General features: G+C 61.3%; 20 protein-coding genes. 6 read left to right on the top strand and 14 right to left on the bottom strand.

The features are described from left to right. Window positions 1–89 precede the first annotated feature (89 nt). Window positions 90–1,508 carry a PLP-dependent aminotransferase family protein gene (locus C0V73_RS12120; protein ID WP_102020378.1) on the bottom strand — a complete coding sequence of 473 codons (1,419 nt, stop codon included), beginning with the start codon at window positions 1,506–1,508 and terminating at the stop codon, window positions 90–92. A gap of 43 nt (window positions 1,509–1,551) precedes the next feature. Between C0V73_RS12120 and C0V73_RS12115 the strand changes: the two genes are divergently transcribed. Continuing rightward, window positions 1,552–1,848, top strand: a complete 297-nt coding sequence (locus tag C0V73_RS12115; protein WP_102020218.1) for a DUF1127 domain-containing protein — start codon at window positions 1,552–1,554, stop codon at window positions 1,846–1,848. On the opposite strand, the gene C0V73_RS12110 is transcribed toward C0V73_RS12115, so the two are convergent. From C0V73_RS12110 to purC, 5 genes are all read right to left on the bottom strand, one after another. Continuing rightward, complete coding sequence (locus C0V73_RS12110) at window positions 1,849–2,235, bottom strand: hypothetical protein (protein WP_102020217.1); 387 nt, start codon at window positions 2,233–2,235, stop codon at window positions 1,849–1,851. Window positions 2,236–2,296: 61 nt separating this feature from the next. Then, complete coding sequence (purQ, locus tag C0V73_RS12105) at window positions 2,297–2,968, bottom strand: phosphoribosylformylglycinamidine synthase subunit PurQ (RefSeq protein WP_102020216.1); 672 nt, start codon at window positions 2,966–2,968, stop codon at window positions 2,297–2,299. Then, window positions 2,965–3,222 carry a hypothetical protein gene (locus tag C0V73_RS12100; RefSeq protein WP_102020215.1) on the bottom strand — a complete coding sequence of 86 codons (258 nt, stop codon included), beginning with the start codon at window positions 3,220–3,222 and terminating at the stop codon, window positions 2,965–2,967. Before C0V73_RS12100 ends, purQ begins: the two co-directional genes overlap by 4 nt. Before the next feature lie 19 nt (window positions 3,223–3,241). Further along, a complete protein-coding gene (gene purS / locus C0V73_RS12095; protein ID WP_102020214.1) occupies window positions 3,242–3,484 on the bottom strand; it encodes a phosphoribosylformylglycinamidine synthase subunit PurS in 243 nt (80 codons plus the stop codon). Window positions 3,485–3,502: 18 nt separating this feature from the next. Continuing rightward, window positions 3,503–4,267 (bottom strand): phosphoribosylaminoimidazolesuccinocarboxamide synthase, encoded by a 765-nt coding sequence (purC, locus tag C0V73_RS12090; protein WP_102020213.1) that lies wholly within the window; start codon window positions 4,265–4,267, stop codon window positions 3,503–3,505. Between the two features lie 242 nt (window positions 4,268–4,509). Here purC and C0V73_RS12085 point away from each other — a divergent pair, with 242 nt between their 5' ends. After that, complete coding sequence (locus C0V73_RS12085) at window positions 4,510–4,824, top strand: DUF1476 domain-containing protein (RefSeq protein WP_102020212.1); 315 nt, start codon at window positions 4,510–4,512, stop codon at window positions 4,822–4,824. Between the two features lie 39 nt (window positions 4,825–4,863). Here the strand turns inward: C0V73_RS12085 and C0V73_RS12080 are convergent, their stop codons facing one another. Further along, the gene (locus C0V73_RS12080) at window positions 4,864–7,335 is read right to left on the bottom strand and encodes an EAL domain-containing protein (RefSeq protein ID WP_245407948.1); all 2,472 of its coding nucleotides are present in this window, start codon (window positions 7,333–7,335) and stop codon (window positions 4,864–4,866) included. A gap of 183 nt (window positions 7,336–7,518) precedes the next feature. Further along, window positions 7,519–8,067: an alpha/beta hydrolase gene (locus C0V73_RS12075; protein ID WP_102020211.1), complete on the bottom strand. Its 549-nt coding sequence runs from the start codon at window positions 8,065–8,067 to the stop codon at window positions 7,519–7,521. Between the two features lie 167 nt (window positions 8,068–8,234). Here C0V73_RS12075 and C0V73_RS12070 point away from each other — a divergent pair, with 167 nt between their 5' ends. Then, window positions 8,235–9,893, top strand: a complete 1,659-nt coding sequence (locus tag C0V73_RS12070) for a tannase/feruloyl esterase family alpha/beta hydrolase (RefSeq protein ID WP_102020210.1) — start codon at window positions 8,235–8,237, stop codon at window positions 9,891–9,893. Between the two features lie 242 nt (window positions 9,894–10,135). Further along, window positions 10,136–10,927: a DUF2189 domain-containing protein gene (locus C0V73_RS12065; protein WP_102020209.1), complete on the top strand. Its 792-nt coding sequence runs from the start codon at window positions 10,136–10,138 to the stop codon at window positions 10,925–10,927. 16 nt (window positions 10,928–10,943) lie between these two features. Here the strand turns inward: C0V73_RS12065 and C0V73_RS12060 are convergent, their stop codons facing one another. The 5 genes from C0V73_RS12060 to rpe form a co-directional block, all read right to left on the bottom strand. After that, window positions 10,944–11,234: a hypothetical protein gene (locus tag C0V73_RS12060; RefSeq protein ID WP_143708338.1), complete on the bottom strand. Its 291-nt coding sequence runs from the start codon at window positions 11,232–11,234 to the stop codon at window positions 10,944–10,946. A gap of 80 nt (window positions 11,235–11,314) precedes the next feature. After that, window positions 11,315–12,616, bottom strand: coding sequence for an adenylosuccinate lyase (gene purB / locus C0V73_RS12055; RefSeq protein ID WP_076397530.1), 1,302 nt, complete (start codon window positions 12,614–12,616; stop codon window positions 11,315–11,317). Between the two features lie 63 nt (window positions 12,617–12,679). After that, window positions 12,680–13,162: a hypothetical protein gene (locus C0V73_RS12050; RefSeq protein WP_245407947.1), complete on the bottom strand. Its 483-nt coding sequence runs from the start codon at window positions 13,160–13,162 to the stop codon at window positions 12,680–12,682. Next, window positions 13,159–13,878: a DUF2259 domain-containing protein gene (locus C0V73_RS12045; RefSeq protein WP_102020206.1), complete on the bottom strand. Its 720-nt coding sequence runs from the start codon at window positions 13,876–13,878 to the stop codon at window positions 13,159–13,161. Before C0V73_RS12045 ends, C0V73_RS12050 begins: the two co-directional genes overlap by 4 nt. Next, on the bottom strand, window positions 13,875–14,552 hold the full coding sequence (gene rpe, locus C0V73_RS12040) for a ribulose-phosphate 3-epimerase (RefSeq protein ID WP_102020376.1): 678 nt from the start codon (window positions 14,550–14,552) through the stop codon (window positions 13,875–13,877). The genes C0V73_RS12045 and rpe overlap by 4 nt, the downstream gene beginning before the upstream one ends. A gap of 212 nt (window positions 14,553–14,764) precedes the next feature. Between rpe and C0V73_RS12035 the strand changes: the two genes are divergently transcribed. Further along, a complete protein-coding gene (locus tag C0V73_RS12035; protein WP_102020205.1) occupies window positions 14,765–15,529 on the top strand; it encodes an SDR family NAD(P)-dependent oxidoreductase in 765 nt (254 codons plus the stop codon). Between the two features lie 6 nt (window positions 15,530–15,535). Here C0V73_RS12035 and C0V73_RS12030 read toward each other — a convergent pair whose 3' ends face one another. Continuing rightward, window positions 15,536–16,630, bottom strand: coding sequence for an ABC transporter substrate-binding protein (locus tag C0V73_RS12030; RefSeq protein ID WP_102020204.1), 1,095 nt, complete (start codon window positions 16,628–16,630; stop codon window positions 15,536–15,538). Window positions 16,631–16,794: 164 nt separating this feature from the next. Here C0V73_RS12030 and C0V73_RS12025 point away from each other — a divergent pair, with 164 nt between their 5' ends. Continuing rightward, the gene (locus tag C0V73_RS12025; RefSeq protein ID WP_102020203.1) at window positions 16,795–17,280 is read left to right on the top strand and encodes a flavin reductase; all 486 of its coding nucleotides are present in this window, start codon (window positions 16,795–16,797) and stop codon (window positions 17,278–17,280) included. The last annotated feature ends 11 nt before the right edge of the window (window positions 17,281–17,291 follow it).

The raw sequence follows: 17,291 nt of genomic DNA, 5'->3' as shown, positions 1-17,291 counted from the left end.
AGCCCGCGCCCGGCGCACTTGAAAAATGCGCGCAATCAGGCCTTTCCTGCCGCTTTCCAGCATACGAAGCCTTGGCTATTTCCCGATGGTCAGACGATGGCGCTGGTGCCGAGCGGCGACTGATCGAGGATCCGCCGAACCGTCTTCAGCCCTTCGATCGAAATCGAGCGTTCGCGGCCTTCGCTGAAGCCGACGCGGACATGGTGATAGACCCGCGACGAACGGGCTGGCTTGAACTCGTCCTCGTCGTCGATCAGCACATCGGCATCGAGCACGGCCTGCTTGAAAGTGCCGGACATCCAGGGCTCGGGAAGCTTCAGCCAGAAGAAGGGCAGGCGCGGATGGGAGCGAAAGTCCTTGCCGGCGAAAAGCTCTCGGACCACCGCTTCGCGCGCGCCGATTTCCGACAATACCTTGCCCCGGATTTCGCTGGCGGCACCCGACAGTACGAGCCGGGCAGAGAGTTCAGCGAGAAGAAAAGGCAGGCCGCCGCTCACCATCTTCTGGGTCACGCGGACGCGCTGGCTCATATGGGGTGGGCAGGCCACCCAGCCGCCGCGCACGCCGGCTGCGACGCATTTCGACAATCCGTTGAGCAGGAAGGTCCGGTCTGGCGCGAGTTCGGCCAGCAACGGAATCTCATCTGCGATCATGCCGCCATAGAGATAGTCCTCGATCAGCCAGACATTGTATTTGCGGGCGATGGCGACGATGTCCTTGCGCCTGGAAAGCGGGAGCGTCGCGAGCGTCGGGTTCTGGCCCGATGACATGATGAAGGCGGCCTTGGGATGTTCCCGGGCGCAGACGCGCTCGAAATCCTCCGGCAAGATTCCATCCTGGTCCGAATCGACCAAGGCGATCTGCCGGCCCATCAGGTTGGCACTGCGGGACACCTGCGAATAGGTCAGATGCTCGCAAACGATCCGGTCGCCTGCGCCGCTGACGGCAGCGACAACGGCGTTGATCCCGGCATGGACGCCAAGTTGCGGCAGGATCTGTTCGGCATCGGGTGTCCAGCTGCCCGAAGACAGCCATTGCCGGCCTGCCTCCAGCCAGTCGGGGGAAAGGGTTCGGGTGTAGCTCGAAATCTCGCCCGGATGGGCCGACGCGATCTCTGCCATGATGCGTCCGACCAGTTCTGCCTGGCCGACATCGATCGCGGCCGTCGTGTCGAAGCGCAACTTGCCCGGCGGTGGGATGATGGCGCGTGTGCCGCCATAGTTGATCGACACAGGATCGCGGGCCTGCGCCGGACCGTTGTCGTCGTTGCCCTGAACATACGTGCCGCGGCCGACCTCGCCTGTCACCAGTCCTCTTTCACGCAGCAAGGCATAGGCACGAGAGATTGTCCCTATTGTCACCCCGACGTCATAGGCGAGATCGCGCTGTGGCGGCAATTTGGCGCCATTGGGTAGTGCGCCTGATTTGATGGCGTTTTCCGCTTCATCTGCGATGCGGACATAAATCGGGCCAGTGCCTGTATCGAGGGAGGGGAGCCAATTTGTCATGATGACAATTCTATAGATTGTCACCGCATGGGAGTCAATTCATATGCTGTCACCACAGGAATTGACATCGGGAATTTTCTCTATGGTGACAATAGAGACAATCGGTTCGAAGGCCGTGGTTGCCCCTGTTCAACCGCCAAGATTGGCGTGGCTGGCTGGGACCATTCAGGTTGCTGGAAGGGCATTGGCACTGTGGCGGCGGCGGACGACGCGCGTCCATCTCTCACAATTGACCGAAGATCAGTTGCGGGATGTCGGTCTGTCGCCTGATGTAGCCGAGCGTGAAATCAGGAAGTCGCGTCTGCTGCTGGTCGAGCGGTCTTATCAGCCGCCGTTCTGATCAGCAGTCGTTCCTGCCATTCGCCCAGCGGACGACGTCCTGGCGGATCCGTGGCGCGACATTTTCGTTCAACAGAGGGCCGAACGCGTCGAGGCGAGGGGGCGTCCCCTCGGCCTGAACCACGAGCACGGGTCGGTCGTCGCGGGATCCCTTGCGAACCAGGAGGATACGTGGGCGACCGGAGAAGGAGCTCAGTTCAGGAGAAAGCTGGTAGGTCCGGAAAGCGGCGTCTCCGGACTTGAACCAGCAGCGGTTCGCAGCGACCGCCACCTTTTCCATGATGTCGAGCGCGGATTGTCCACGGACTGCGGGCCTCGGAGCCTCGGGCTTGCAGGCGGTGAGGCCCGTTGCTGCAAGGAGAATGATGGAGAAGGCGAAGCGGCGCATGGGCGATCTTTCGGCTGACTGCCGCCTTCCCTTAAAGGTCCGTGGTTAAGCGAAGCTTACTTCAGGCCGCGATGACGTCGAGTGCCGAGGCGAAGATGCCGCGACCGTCATTGCCGCCATGGGCAGCTTCGATCAGATTTTCCGGATGCGGCATCATGCCGAGAACGTTGCCGCGTGCGTTGATGACGCCGGCGATGTCGTTCATCGAGCCGTTCGGATTGGTGCCGTCGGCATAGCGGAACACCACCTGGCCATTGCCCTCGATCGTCTTCAGCGTCTCGGCGTCGGCGAAGTAGTTGCCGTCGTGGTGAGCGACGGGGCAGCGGATGATCTGGCCCTTGGCATAGGCGCGGGTGAAATCAGTATCGGCGTTCGCCACTTCCAGCTTGATTTCCCTGCAGACGAACTTGAGTGACTGGTTGCGCATCAGGGCGCCCGGCAGCATGCCGGCTTCGACCAGGATCTGGAAGCCGTTACAGACGCCGATGACCTTGACGCCCTTCTCGGCCTTTTCCTTGATCGCCTGCATGACGGGCATGCGGGCTGCGATCGCGCCGCAGCGCAGGTAGTCGCCATAGGAGAAGCCGCCTGGGATCACGATCAGGTCGACATCGGGAATGTCAGTCTCGGTCTGCCAGATCGTGACGGGCGCATGGCCGGAGATCTTGGTGAGAGCCGCGATCATGTCGCGGTCACGATTGAGGCCTGGGAGCTGGACGACGGCTGATTTCATGGCTGTGGCTCAAACCTTAGCTGGGCTTCCTGGAACTCCCGCAGCTCCAGGCGATTGTCGATGCGGTCTAATCGGCTTTCGAAGTGTCCGACGGTTGCGCGCAGGTTGTTCACGTCACCCTGCAGTGCATGCAATTGCGCGCGCATTGTCTGATTGTCCGCGCGCAACTCGCTGATGGCAAAGTCGACCTTGTCAAATCGCTGATTGAGCTTCTTCAGAAGCTCGAACATCAATTCGCTTGTGACTTCGGCCATCGTGCATCTCCCTCAACCCTTAGGCGATGGAGATAGTATAATTCTCGATAACCGTGTTGGCGAGGAGCTTTTCACACATGGCCTTGAGGTCGCTTTCCGCCTTCGCCTTGTCGGTGCCTTCGACTTCGAGGTCGAAAACCTTGCCCTGGCGGACCTGGCCTACGCCGTCGAAACCGAGGGCGCCGAGTGCGCCTTCAATGGCCTTGCCCTGTGGGTCGAGGACGCCGTTCTTCAGGGTAACGGTGACACGTGCCTTGATCACTGATCTCTTCTCCGAAGCTTACTTGACGAGAACCGGGCCGGTGCCACGGATCGGTTCGTTTTCATTGATGATGCCGAGCCGGCGGGCGACTTCCTGATAGGCTTCGAGAAGCCCGCCCAGATCCTGCCGGAAACGGTCCTTGTCGAGCTTTTCGCGGGTCTCGATGTCCCAGAGGCGGCAGCTGTCCGGCGAAATTTCGTCGGCCAGGATGATGCGCATCATGTCGCCTTCGTAGAGGCGGCCGCATTCGATCTTGAAGTCGACGAGTTGGATGCCGATGCCGAGAAAAAGGCCCGACAGGAAGTCGTTGACGCGGATGGCGAGCGCCATGATGTCGTCGAGTTCGGCAGGATTGGCCCAGCCAAACGCGGTGATGTGCTCTTCGGAGACCATGGGGTCCGCAAGCGCGTCGGACTTGTAGTAGAATTCGATGATCGAGCGGGGCAGGACAATGCCTTCCTCGATGCCGAGGCGGGTCGAAAGCGAGCCGGCGGCGACATTGCGCACGACAATCTCAAGCGGGATGATCTCGACTTCCTTGATCAGCTGCTCGCGCATGTTCATGCGGCGGATGAAGTGGGTCGGAATGCCGATCTTGTTGAGATGCGTGAAGACGTATTCGGAGATTCGGTTGTTCAGAACGCCTTTCCCGTCGATGACTTCATGCTTCTTCTTGTTGAATGCCGTTGCATCGTCCTTGAAGAACTGGATCAGCGTGCCGGGCTCGGGACCCTCATAGAGGATCTTTGCCTTGCCCTCGTAAACGCGGCGGCGACGGTTCATGGGCGGTTTTCTCTGTTGTTGGCATCCCGGCGCGAAAGCGCGGACGCAGTGGATCGGTCTTTAAGGCGGTCCCATAACGGAAAACCTTCGTTTTCACAATGCGCAGATCACCCCTTCCTGCCAAAACGTCGCGCCATCAGGGACTCACCTGGAATCGCGGAAGTTTGCATTGCACTTTGTACTCCCTTTTGATTAATGGGGAAACGAAACCGCACGATGGCGGCACAAAATGGGAGATCGATATGAGCGGCATTGGTGATCGCGAAAAGGCCTTTGAAAACAAGTTCGCCCACGATCAGGAGCTGCGCTTCAAGGCTGAAGCGCGTCGCAACAAGCTCCTCGGTCTCTGGGCCGCCGGTCTGCTCGGCAAGGCCGACCCGGACGCCTATGCGAAGGAAGTCGTTGCTGCCGATTTCGAAGAGGCCGGTGACGAGGACGTGATCCGCAAGGTGATGGGGGATCTGACGGCCGGTGGCGTATCGATCACCGACGAAGAACTGCGCACCAAGATGGTCGAGTTCCTCGGTCAGGCCATCGAGCAGATCCAGAACGCCTGATCCCAGGCTCTGTAATCATCGACATCGATCCGCCCCGGCTTATGCCTGGGCGGATTTTTTATGTTTTCTGAGGAGCTCGGTCACATCTCCGACACTGGCAGGCCATGCCAATCCGTATCCTTGAAGCACGTCACAACCGAGGCGGCTGAGGATGCGGGCGTGCTCTTCCGTTTCCACGCCTTCCGCCGTCACCTTGATGCCGAGCGAGCGGGCAATCTGGATGATCGACTTCACAAGGATCCTCTGCTCCTGGCTGTCGGGCACATGTTCGATCAGTTGCCGGTCGATCTTGAGTGTCGTCGGCTTGAGGTTGAGCAGGCCGACGATCGACGCATGTCCGGTCCCGAAGTCGTCGATCTCGATGTCGATAGCGAGCCGGCGCAACATGTCGAGGTTGCTCATCACGGCGGCGTCCTGGCGGTCGAGGAAGACACTCTCCAGGAGTTCGAAGGAAACGGTTCCGGGCTTTATGTCGAGGTCGTGCAGTCCACGTGCGAGGTCCGGATCAGTCAGGCGGCGTGCGGAGACGTTCACCGATATCTTCGGCGGCGCGATTCCGGCGGCGCTCCAGCCCTCGAGATCGGTCAGTGCCTTTTCCAGAATGAGGCCATCGATCTGGGCGAGCACGCCATATTCTTCCGCGATCGGCAGGAACTTGTCCGGGCCGATGATTCCCCTTGTCGGATGCCGCCAGCGGGCGAGGCATTCCGCGCCGACCACTGACCGCGTCCGGGCATCGAACTGAAGCTGGTAATAGGGGAAGATCTCGTCATTCTCCAGCGCCCGCAAAAGCTCACCGGAAAGGCGGCTTGCGTCGGCCAGTATGGTTCGGCTGGCCGGTGCGTAGAATTCGTATCGATTGCGGCCGAGGTTCTTCGCCTTGTAGAGCGCGATATCGGCATTTTGCAGGAGTTGCTTGGGGTCGATGTCGCGCGTGAGGGTATGAGCGATCCCGATGCTCGCACCGAAGCGGCATTCCTGCCCGTTGTACCAGGCCGGCTGGCGCATATGGGCAATAATCCGGCTTGCAACCGCCGCAATTGTGGATGTTGCCCCTTCGTGGTCGATAATGACGACAAATTCGTCGCCACCGATGCGCGCGGCAAAATCCTTGACGCGGACGTTTTCGCGCAGGATGCGGGCCGCAAGTGTCAGCATGGCGTCGCCGGCGCCGTGGCCAAGGGTGTCGTTGATCTGCTTGAAGCGGTCGAGGTCGATGTGAAGGACCGCAATGCCGGCGCCAAGCGTGCCCTTGCCAGCGCGCCACTCCTCGAGTTTCTCTTCGAGGTAGCGCCTGTTCGGCAGGCCCGTCAGATAATCGTGCAGGGCCGATTGCTCGGCCTCAAGCCGGGTGCGCTCCAGTTCCGCGTTGCGGGCCTCGGCTAGGATCTTTTGCTGCTCAAGCTCCTGCCGGAGGCGCTGGTCTTCGGTGACATCCCAGTTCACACCGATCATCTTTAGCCGGCCGTCATGATCCATGAAGGGCAGGCTGTTGGAGCGGATGTAACGGGTGCTGCCATCCTTGGCGATGATCCGATAGTTGTCGGTAAAGGGCTTCAGCTCGGCAATCTTGGCTGCGACATGGGCCAGGGTGCGGCTGCGGTCTTCCGGATGCAGCTTGCTTTCCCAGAAGCCGCCGATCTGGACGTCGCAATCGTTTTCGACTTCGAAGATGCGGCGCATCCCTTCGTCCCACTCGCTCGTGCCGGCTTCGAAATCGGTCTCGAAGATGCCGATCCCGGAAATGTCGACGGCGAGCTTCAGGCGACGCGACAGGCCATCAAGCCATTCTTCCTGCTGCTTGCGGGCGGTGATGTCGGTGTCGGTGCCGACGATCCGGGCAGGCTTTCCCTCTTCGTCGCGTTCAACGCATGCGCCCCGGCATTCGATCCAGACATAGTGACCTTCCCGGTGCAGCTCGCGATACTGGAATACGGTGTATTCCGGGTCGCCGGCATTCTGTCGTTCGATGCAGTGGACGACGCGCTCGCGATCCTGGGGGTGCACCAGCTGCAGCCAGTCCTCCATGGTGGGTGGGAATGGATCGCCGGGCCTCATGCCGCGGATCTGTCGCCAGATCTCGGAATAGTAGAGTTCACCCGAGCTACGCTGGTCCCATACGCCGGAGAGCGAGCCAACAAGCGCGTGGTTCCATCGGCTCTCGCGCTCCTTGACCTCGTAAAGCTCCCGGCGCAGGCTGGTGATGTCAGTCAGCTGAAGGAACGTCGGCGCTGGCCCTGAACCATGGACGCTCGGGCCGGCAAGGGTTGCGATGAAGTGCCGGCGATCTCCGTTTGCCTTGGTAATCTCGAGAACCGAGGGGATGCCATCCATCATGCGGCTGAGGGCCACGACCATCTTCGGCGCGTCTGCGCCATTCAGCCACTCTACGACATTATGTCCCGCGATATGCTGCTCGCCAAAGGCCTCGCACATCGCTTCGTTTGCACTCCGGATGATGCCATCCGGTTCCAGCCATGCTGCAGGCCAGGGCAGTTGCGATATGTCCATTTCACCCGCACCAGGAGTGGCAGAGTTGGCTGCTTTTGGGTGCAAAATCATGCTCCTGGCCTCGAATGGTTGCAGGAAGTCTATGAGTGCCAACTTAAGAAGGATTTAAACTTGGTCGTTTCCGGCGAACATTAAGACCAAGTTTGCAATTGGTCGCAGGCGGCGTCGCCGGATGCGCTGACCTTACAAGCGCCCGATAAACTGGGCGAAGACCATCGTGCCCTCGGGCCAAGGACCATGGCCAGATTCTGCATTGATATGGCCGGATTCGCCCGCATCGATCAGGAATGATCCCCAGGCGTTGGCGATCTCTTCTGCATGCGCATATTCGCCGAAAGGATCGTTGCGGCTGGCGATCATGATCGAGGGAAAGGGAAGCGGAAGACGCGGATATGGCCCGAAGGTCATCAGGTGCTTGGGGCGTATCTCCGGGTTGGCGACATCAGGGGGAGCCACCAGAAACGCGCCGGCAACACGCTGCTTCATCTCCGGGATGGCATGCACGATGGCGGGCACGCCGAGGGAATGTCCTACGAGCACGACGGGTTTCGTGGACGCGTTCACCTCTTCGGCAACACGGGCAATCCAATCCTCGCGAACCGGCTTCGACCATTCGGCCTGTTCCACGCGCCTTGCCGTCGAGAGCTTCTGCTCCCAGCGGGTCTGCCAGTGTTCGGGGCCGGAATTGGTATAGCCGGGGACGATCAGGATTTCTGCTTCAGAGACTTTCATGGCCCCTATCTGCTGTCGCGCAACGGCGACGTCAAGATTTGTCAGGGCTGAACAGGCGATAAAAATAATACGTAACACATACTAGTTCGGGACTTGTCCCGATGTTACGATCTTCCTGTCCTGGATCGGGAGGAGATCGGTCCGGGCGTTTATCGGGAGGAATTTTCATGAAGCACATCCATATGATGGCTGCAGCCATGCTGCTGCCTTGGCTCGCTCCGTCCGCCGCGCAGGCGGCAATCGCCTGCGCCGACCTTGCCAAGGACGGCAACCACCCATCTGCTGTGACCCTTACCGAGGCTGTCGACACCCCAGCGAGTGAAGAGGTGCCGGTGGCCCATTGCCTCGTCAGAGGGCAGACGACGGAAAGGCAGGGTATTGACGGCAAGGCCTATGCGATCCGCTTTGAGTTGCGGCTACCGAACGCCTGGAATGAACGTTTCGTCCATCAGTTCAATGGCGGCAATGATGGCGCGGTGGTGCCGGCGCTCGGCATCCTGCTTGGCGGGCGCAAGAGCGAGACCGCACTGGGACGCGGTTATGCGGTGGTGTCCAGTGACGCAGGCCATGACGGAAAGGCCAATCCTGACAAGGGGCTGGCCGGCGGTGCCGCGTTTGGTTTCGACCCGGAAGCACGCCGTGACTATGGCTACGCAGCAGTTGCAACCCTCCAACCGATTGCAGAAGAGATTGTCGAGGCTCATTACGGCAAGCCGATTGCATTCCGTTATGGTCTGGGCAGCTCCAATGGTGGGCGCCATGCGATGGTGGCTGCGGAGCGTATGCCCGAGGTCTTCGACGGATTGCTGGTCGGCTATCCCGGTTTCAACCTGCCCAGGGCCGCCGTGCAGCATGCACTCGATATCCAGGCCTGGAGCAGTGTCGATGAAGATATCGCAAAATCCTTCAGCCGCGATGACCTGAAGCTTGTGGCTGACAGCGTGCTAGGCGCCTGTGACAAGCTGGATGGCGCAGAAGACGGTGTTATCGCCGACGCCGACAGCTGCGAGCAGTCCTTCGACATCACTTCGCTGACCTGCGAGGGCGACGCTACCTCCGGATGCCTCAGCACCAAGCAGGTTGATGCGCTGAAAACCTCCCTGGCCGGCCCGGTGGATGCATCGGGCAATGCGCTCTACAGCCGGTGGATCGTCGATACGGGTATCGCATCCGGCAATTGGCGCACCTGGAAGATCGAAAGCCCGATCGAGGCCTGGAAGAACAAGCCGATCATCGGGGTGATGGGGGCGGCATCGCTGGCGCAGGTGTTTACGACGCCGCCGACGGCTGTCGGTGGCACGCCCGAGGCGTTGATCGCCTTCCTCCGAGACTTCGATATTGCCCGCGACGGGCAGAAGATCTTTGCGACCGATGAAACCTTCCAGCAATCCGCCATTGACTTCATGGTCCCGCCTGGGGCCGCAGATCCCAGGCTTGAAGCTTTCCGTCAGGCAGGCCACAAGATGATCGTGTTCCACGGCAATTCCGATCCCGTCTTTTCGGTGCTGGATACGGTCAACTGGTATCGCAAGCTCGACCAAAATCTCGATGGTTCCGCCTCTGATTTCGTCGAGCTCTACCGTATCCCCGGCATGCCGCATGGCGCTGGCGGACCGAGCTTCGATGATTTCGACTTCTTCGCGCCGCTTGTCGACTGGGTAGAGAAGGGCAGGGCGCCGGAGGGGATCCCTGCCGGTGTGACGGAGGGCAATGAGGAGGCAGGTTCGCTCCAGGGGCAGCGTTTCGTCTATTGCCCCTATCCCTCGGTCACACGCGCCAGTGATGATCCGGGCGCTGAAGGCGAAGCACGCTACGCCTGCAGATAACGAGGTCGATGACTGGTGGCGCCCGGCGTCATCAGTCGCTTCACGCCTTCGTGCGCCGTTGAGCGCGACAGGAAGGATATTAGCTGATACACTAATTCCTTAATCAGCATATCTGGTGCGTCGATCCGATGACGATGCGCCAGAGGATACAGACGGCGCGTTGTCGCGACCCTCTCGGCCCGACGCCGCCCGCATTTCACTTTGCAGCTTAACGATCCAGTTTGCTCGAGGAGGAAGTGAGAATGTCGACTTTCCATGTGATGACCAATGCTACCGGTAACATTGAACGGCCTGCGGTTCGCCAGATCGCCGTCGCGGATGTCTTTGCGTCCCTGCGTGAAGGCTATGAGGATTTTCGCGAAAAGCCTTCGCACTATGCCTTTGTCGCGCTGATCTATCCTATCGCCGGGGCCCTGATGATCGGCTGGAGTGCCGGCGTCGAGCTCCTGCCGATGGTCTACCCGCTTTTGACAGGCTTTGCTCTGCTCGGACCACTGATGGCGCTCGGGCTCATGGAAATCAGCCGGCGCCGCGAACTGGGCCAACCGGCCGACTGGTCGAACGTGCTCGACCTCTTCAAATCGCCATCGCTGCCGTCGCTCCTGATGATGAGCGCCTATCTCGTGACCTTGTTTATGGTCTGGCTGGTCGTGTCGCGCGGGCTCTACCTCTCCATGGTGGGTGACTATCCCGCGCCGGGTGTGTTCGCCTTCGCGACCGGTATCTTCGACCACCCGAACGCCTGGGCCTTCCTGTTCTGGAGCAATGGCTTCGGCTTCCTTCTGGCACTTGTCGCCCTGACGATCAGCATCGTGGCTTTCCCGATGTTGCTCGACCGCGACTGCGGGGCAGCGGCTGCTGTCGGTACATCGGTTAGGGCAAGCCTTGCCAATCCGGTGCCGGTTGCCGTCTGGGGCCTGATGGTCGCGGGCTTGCTTGGTATCGGAATGGCGACCCTGATGGTCGGCCTCGTGGTCATCGTGCCGGTGCTCGGGCACGCGACCTGGCATTTCTATCGCCGGCTGGTGGTCTAGGCTTCGGCCGGGGCAATTACCACCGGCTCAACGCATAGGCGCCAACCGCCATGAAGGACAGAACGAGAGGCACAATGCGTTTGCCTCTCGTTTTGCTCATTGCCGCGAGAGCCAACATTGCGCTCAGGGCTGCGAGGAGCAGCAGGGTCGCGACGAGGTGCCGGCTGCCGTCGGTCTCGATGGAGCTTGCGGCAAAGGTCGGATCGACCTCAGCCATCCAGTCATATTTGCTGCCGCCAAGGACGAGGATGCCCAGAACCGCGATCGCATAGATCGCCAGGGTGGCGAGGCGGACCATAGGCTGCATGACATGTCCTTCGATCGAAACGAAACGGGCGCGGATTTCTCCGCGCCCGCCAGTTCATCATGTCGCGTTGCCGCCTCCGGTCAACCGAAGACGCGGGCGAAAATCGTATCGACGTGTTTTGTGTGATAGCCGAGGTCGAACTTCTCGCGGATGTCTTCTTCCGAAAGGGCGGCGCGAACCTCTTCATCGCCGAGCAGCTCTTCCAGGAAGTCGGCGCCCTTTTCCCAGACCTTCATCGCATTGCGCTGGACGAGGCGGTAGCTGTCCTCACGCGAGACGCCGGCCTGAGTCAGTGCCAGAAGCACGCGCTGGCTCATGACCAGGCCCTTGAACTTATTCATGTTCTTCAACATGTTCTCGGGATAGATCACGAGCTTCTCGATGACGCCGGCCAGACGGTTCAGCGCGAAATCAAGGGTGATGGTGGTGTCGGGGCCGATCGCGCGCTCGACGCTCGAATGGCTGATGTCGCGCTCGTGCCAGAGGGCCACGTTTTCCATGGCGGGAACGACCGACATGCGGACCAAGCGGGCGAGGCCGGTCAGGTTTTCGGTCAGAACCGGGTTGCGCTTGTGCGGCATGGCCGACGAACCCTTCTGGCCCGGCGAGAAGAACTCTTCGGCTTCCAGAACTTCCGTGCGCTGCATGTGGCGGATCTCGATCGCGACATTTTCGATCGAGGACGCAATGACGCCGAGGGTGGCGAAGAACATCGCATGGCGATCGCGCGGGATGACCTGGGTCGAGATCGGCTCCGGCACGAGGCCGAGCTTTTCGCAGACATGTTCTTCGACGCGCGGGTCGATATTGGCAAAGGTGCCGACGGCGCCCGAGATCGCGCCGGTTGCGACTTCCGCCCGGGCATTGACCAGACGGTCGCGGTTGCGGGCCATTTCGGCATAGAAGCGGGCGAAGGTCAGGCCCATGGTCGTCGGCTCGGCATGAATGCCGTGGCTGCGGCCGATCCGGACCGTGTCCTTGTGTTCGAAGGCGCGCGCCTTGAGGGCCGCCAGCACGCGGTCCATGTCGGCGATCAGGATGTCGGCGGCGCGCACCAGCTGGATGTTGAGCGTCGTGTCGAGCACATCCGACGATGTCATGCCCTGGTGGACGAAGCGGCTATCCGGGCCGATGAATTCGGCGAGATGCGTCAGGAAGGCGATGACGTCATGCTTTGTGACGGCTTCGATCTCGTCGATGCGGGCGACGTCGAATTCGGCCGGGCCACCCTTTTCCCAGATCGTGCGGGCGGATTCCTTCGGGATCACACCGAGATCGGCGAGCGCGTCGCAGGCATGGGCCTCGATCTCGAACCAGATGCGGAATTTGGTTTCGGGGGACCAGATGGCGACCATTTCCGGCCGGGAGTAACGCGGGATCATCGGGCTCGTCTTTCGTTGGACTTGGAAAATGCTGGCCCCCCTTAGCAAAGTGGGGCGGCAAGCTCAACGGCTGCGGCGGGCCATCACCACGCTCAAGGCGATAAGCATGGCAAAACCGGCCGGCAAGAGATGCCGCACACCCAGCACCGCGAACTGATAGAGGGCAACGGCGGTCGTGTAGAACAGCTGGTAGCCCCAGATGCGTGAGGCAAAGGGTGCGTGCCAATGGGCATAGAAATGGCGGTATTGCAGCGCGTAGAGGCCGGCCGTTGCGCCGATGGTGACGATACCCAGGAGCAGCACCCATCCAGCCAGGACCACGGATGGCCGGCGCCTCTGGGTGGCGAGGTGGATAATCGGTAGCGCGATCAGCCAGCCCAGGAGGCCACCGCCTGCGTAGATAGCCGTCAGGCTGAGATCATGGCTGCCGGTGGCGCGACCGAAGATATGGACAGAGAGCAGGAAGCTTGCCGCCATGGCAAAGCCCCAGGCGATCGAACCGAAGATCCACAACGCAGCCGGTGGAAACCATCGCCACTGCTTCAAGGCTTCACCGGAACGGCGAGCCAGCGCAGATTGTTGCCCTCGAAGCCAAGGGAGACGACCTGGATCATGACCATGTGCGGCGCGGACGAGCCATAGGCGGGTGTCACCGCGCCACCGATCGCATAAGCGCTCGGGCAGTTGCGGCTCTTCGGGACGGACTTGTCGCGATAGACCTCGTGCCGTGCGTCAGCTTTCTTGTCATCGGCGAGCGACAGCGCAAAGCCCTGAACATTGACGTTCATGTTGCGGCAGAGTTCCTCGCCTTCGACGCTGAACTCTTCCAGAGACAGGCGATGGATGCCATCTGAGACGTACAAGCTCGGGAAGGCCTGGTAGCGCAGCTCGCGAACTTGTTCCGACAATTCCCCAATCGGCGACAGGGCGACCAGAAAGCCCGGGTCGTCACCGATCTTTCTGACACCGAGGATCGTCTTTGCCTGAGCGAGGCTCTCACGCCGCGCTTCGCCGACCGATGCTTCTTCGCGACGGATCAGGACCGAAACCGGCGTGCCGGGCACATAGGTATCAGTCTGCGTGTCGATCACCTGGATTTCCGCATAGGCGAAACCGGAGCCGTCCTGTTGACCGAATTGCTCAAAGGCGAAGAACCTGCCGTCCGGAGAGAAGCCGATCGGCCGCATCTCCGCCACGTCACCGGCGCTCGCGGCAGTGGCCGTCAGGAGAACGAGTGCAATGGCGGAAAGCCTGATCCTCAACCGCGACCTCCCTCGGCTGCCTTGCGCAGAGTGTCGACGGTCTTGCGGTAGTCGTCAACGCCCTTGCCCTTGAAGATCGCGGAACCCGCGACGAGGGCATTGGCGCCGGCCTTGGCGATTTCCGCGGCATTATCAGCCGTCACGCCGCCATCGACTTCGAGATCGATCGGGCGGTTGCCGATCAGGGCGTTAGCCTTGGCGATCTTGTCGGTCATCGCGGGGATATACTTCTGGCCGCCGAAGCCCGGGTTGACGCTCATGATGAGGATCAGATCAAGATCATCCATCACGTGCTCGATCACCGAGAGCGGGGTCGCCGGGTTAAGAGAAACGCCGGCCTTCTTGCCGAGCGCGCGGATGGTCTGCAGCGAACGGTGCAGATGCGGGCCTGCTTCCGCATGCACGGTGATGATGTCACAGCCGGCATCGGCAAAGGCCGCGAGATAGGGATCCGCAGGCGCGATCATCAGGTGGCAGTCGAAGACCGCTTTGGTGTGTGGGCGCAGTGCCTTGATCACGGCCGGGCCGAAGGAGATGTTCGGCACGAAATGGCCGTCCATAACGTCGAGATGCACCCATTCCGCGCCGGCATCGACGACGTCGCGGACTTCTTCGCCGAGGCGGGAGAAGTCGGCTGCGAGAATGGAGGGCGAGATCAGGAGAGGGCGGGTCATCTTGTTATCCTCGACGGGCAGGACGGTTGCGCGCCGTCTGGGCGTTGCTTGCCTTGGCAGACGGGGCGATGGCTCGGCGTCCGCATAGCATCGGCGACCCCGGGCGGCAACCATGCCTTGGGATGAGAAGGCGCCATCGCCATGCCTGCCCTTGACGATCGCCGCCTGGCAATTCATCCCTCGGACACATCAAAGCAGTCTGGGAGGACGACATGGCCAAGTTCGTAATCATCACCGGCGGCAGCTCCGGCATCGGTCGGCACCTTGTGTCCGCGTTCGTGCGCGACGGTTATGAAGTCGCCTTTATCCATCTTGGCCAGAGTGATGCCGCTGCCGAAGTCGAGGCGGAGGCTGCGGCACTTGGTGGGCGTGCCGTGGGCCGAGAATGTGAGGTGGCCAACAGTTCAGCGATCGAAGCCTTCCTCGACGAGGTGATTGCCTGGGCGGGCCAGACACCCGATGTGCTGGTCAACAATGCCGGCATCCAGACCTGGGCCTCGATGCTTGAGCTTTCCGAAGAGCGTTGGGATGCCGTCATCAGCACCAACCTCAAGGGCACCTTCCTCAATACCCAGCGTGTCGCCCGACGCATGGTCACTGCCGGTAAAGGTGGGTCGATCATCAATCTCGGCTCCGGCTGCAACAAACATGCCTTCCCGAAGCTCGTGGATTACACCGCCTCCAAGGGGGGCATCGAGCAACTGACCAAAGTCTCTGCCGTCGAGCTTGGGCCGCATCAGATCCGCGTCAATTGCGTGGCGCCGGGCGCGATCGAGACGGCGCGTACACAGGCGGAAGCCCCCGATTATGCCAAGACCTGGGGAGACGTCACACCGCTTCGCCGCGTCGGCACGCCGGAGGATATCGCAGGCCCGATCCTCTTTCTTGCCGGATCGCAATCGGCATTCGTCACCGGCCAGACGATCTGGGTCGATGGCGGGGTGTTCAGCCAGGCCTTCTGGCCCTATCGCGATTGAGGGCTTTTACTGCGTCTTTTCCGGCACCGGCACGAACCGGTCGCCCTGCCACTCCAGCAAGCGATAGGGGCTCTCTGTCAGTTCGTGATCTTCGCCGAAGGTGACCGGACCGAGCGCCGTTTCGAAGGTCGTGCCGATGAGGGCATCCGCGACGGGCGTGCCCATGGCTGAGGAAATGCCCCAGGCATCCGCAAGGATGGTCACAGCGGAATGGGCGGGTACGACATAGCCTTCCGGCGTGATCTTCGCCTCTGTGAGTTCAGCCACAAGCGCTGCGGCGGCAGGCTCCTGGGGTGTCTCGATCAGGCCGACTGCGAGCACGCCATCTTCCAGCGGCACAGGCTCGTCGGCCGCGCGCATGGCCTCGCCGCCGAGCAGGGTCAGCGACAAGCCTTCCGATTTCGCGTCTCGCGCGATGACCGCCACGTCGCCGCGGTCGCCTCCGATAAAGGCGTGGGTGATGCCGGCCGCTTTCACGCGCCGGACAAGCGTCAGCTGCTGCTCCTGGCCCGGACGGAAGGTGTCGACAAAGGCGGGCTTCAGGCCGCGCTCTTCAAGGCTCGTCCGAATTGCCTCCGTCAGTTCGCGGCCACGGATGGTACCGTCTTCGAGGAGTGCGACGGCCGAACCCGCCCAATCACGCAGGATCACATCCGAGAGCTTGGCGGCCTCCTGGTCAGCATTCGGCGCTAGACGGAAGAGCGGCGAGCCCTCCTTGATCGCATCTTCCATCAACCCCTTCCAGCGAACCGAAAGGGTGAGGGCCGGCACATTGGCTTGGCGCAGCGTGGGAAGGGCGTCCTTCAAACTCTCGCTGCAGAGAAATCCGATTGCGGCCGTTGCGCCCGCTGCCGAAATCGCGTCCGCAATCGCCTTGCCGCTGCCTTCGCTGCAGCTCTCATCGATTTCAATGAGCGCGATCGAGAGCTTGCCCGCAGCCAGAGTTGCGCCTTGGCGCACCTGGTCTCCGAGCACCGCGAATGGGCCATTCTGGGGTGCGACGACGGCAATCTTGAACTCGGCGGCCGAGGGCGCGCCGAGGTAGGCGCCCAGGAGCAGCGAGGTTGCGAGAGCAAGTTTCAATAGGGGCTTCTGCATCATGACGCAATCCTAGCCGAAAGCGCAGCCATTTGGAAATGCTGGGTTTCCGGCCTTCGTCGGGTGGTTGGAACGAAATCGTGCTCCTGTTGTGGAAAAGGTAAGGGCCGCGGCCCATATTGCGGTTTCTACGGGGGATGCCTTCAAGGGGAGACGTGAATTTGAGCATGCAAGGTCTGGATCCGGTCGCCTATCGCGAAGCCATGAGCCGCTATGCGGGGCATGTGCAGATCGTGACGACGGAGCATGAGGGTGTCAGGCGCGGCGTGACGATCACGGCGGCTTGCTCTGTCTCCGACAGTCCACCGACCGTGCTCGCCTGCCTCAACAACAGCAATCCGAGCAATGCCGTGCTCTTCGAGAGCGGGCATTTTGCGTTGAATACGCTGGGCGCCCATCATCAGGATCTCGCCAATGCCTTTGCCGGCTTCGGCAAGCTGACGTCCGAAGAGCGTTTCGCGCTTGCGGAATGGCAGGTCATGGCGACGGGCTCACCCGTGCTCTCCGATGCCATCGTCGCCTTCGACTGCGTGGTCACCGACCGCAAGGTCACCAACACCCATACGGTGCTGTTCGGCGAAGTGAGGGCCGTTCATTTCGGCGCGCGTGAGCCGTCGCTCATCTATCTGGACCGGGGCTACCGCACGCTATAAGCTTCCGCTCA

Origin of the sequence: Rhizobium sp. TH135, from assembly GCF_002855515.1 — a bacterium.
Taxonomy (GTDB): domain Bacteria; phylum Pseudomonadota; class Alphaproteobacteria; order Rhizobiales; family Rhizobiaceae; genus Allorhizobium.
This window is presented reverse-complemented; position numbering and strand designations above follow the sequence as displayed.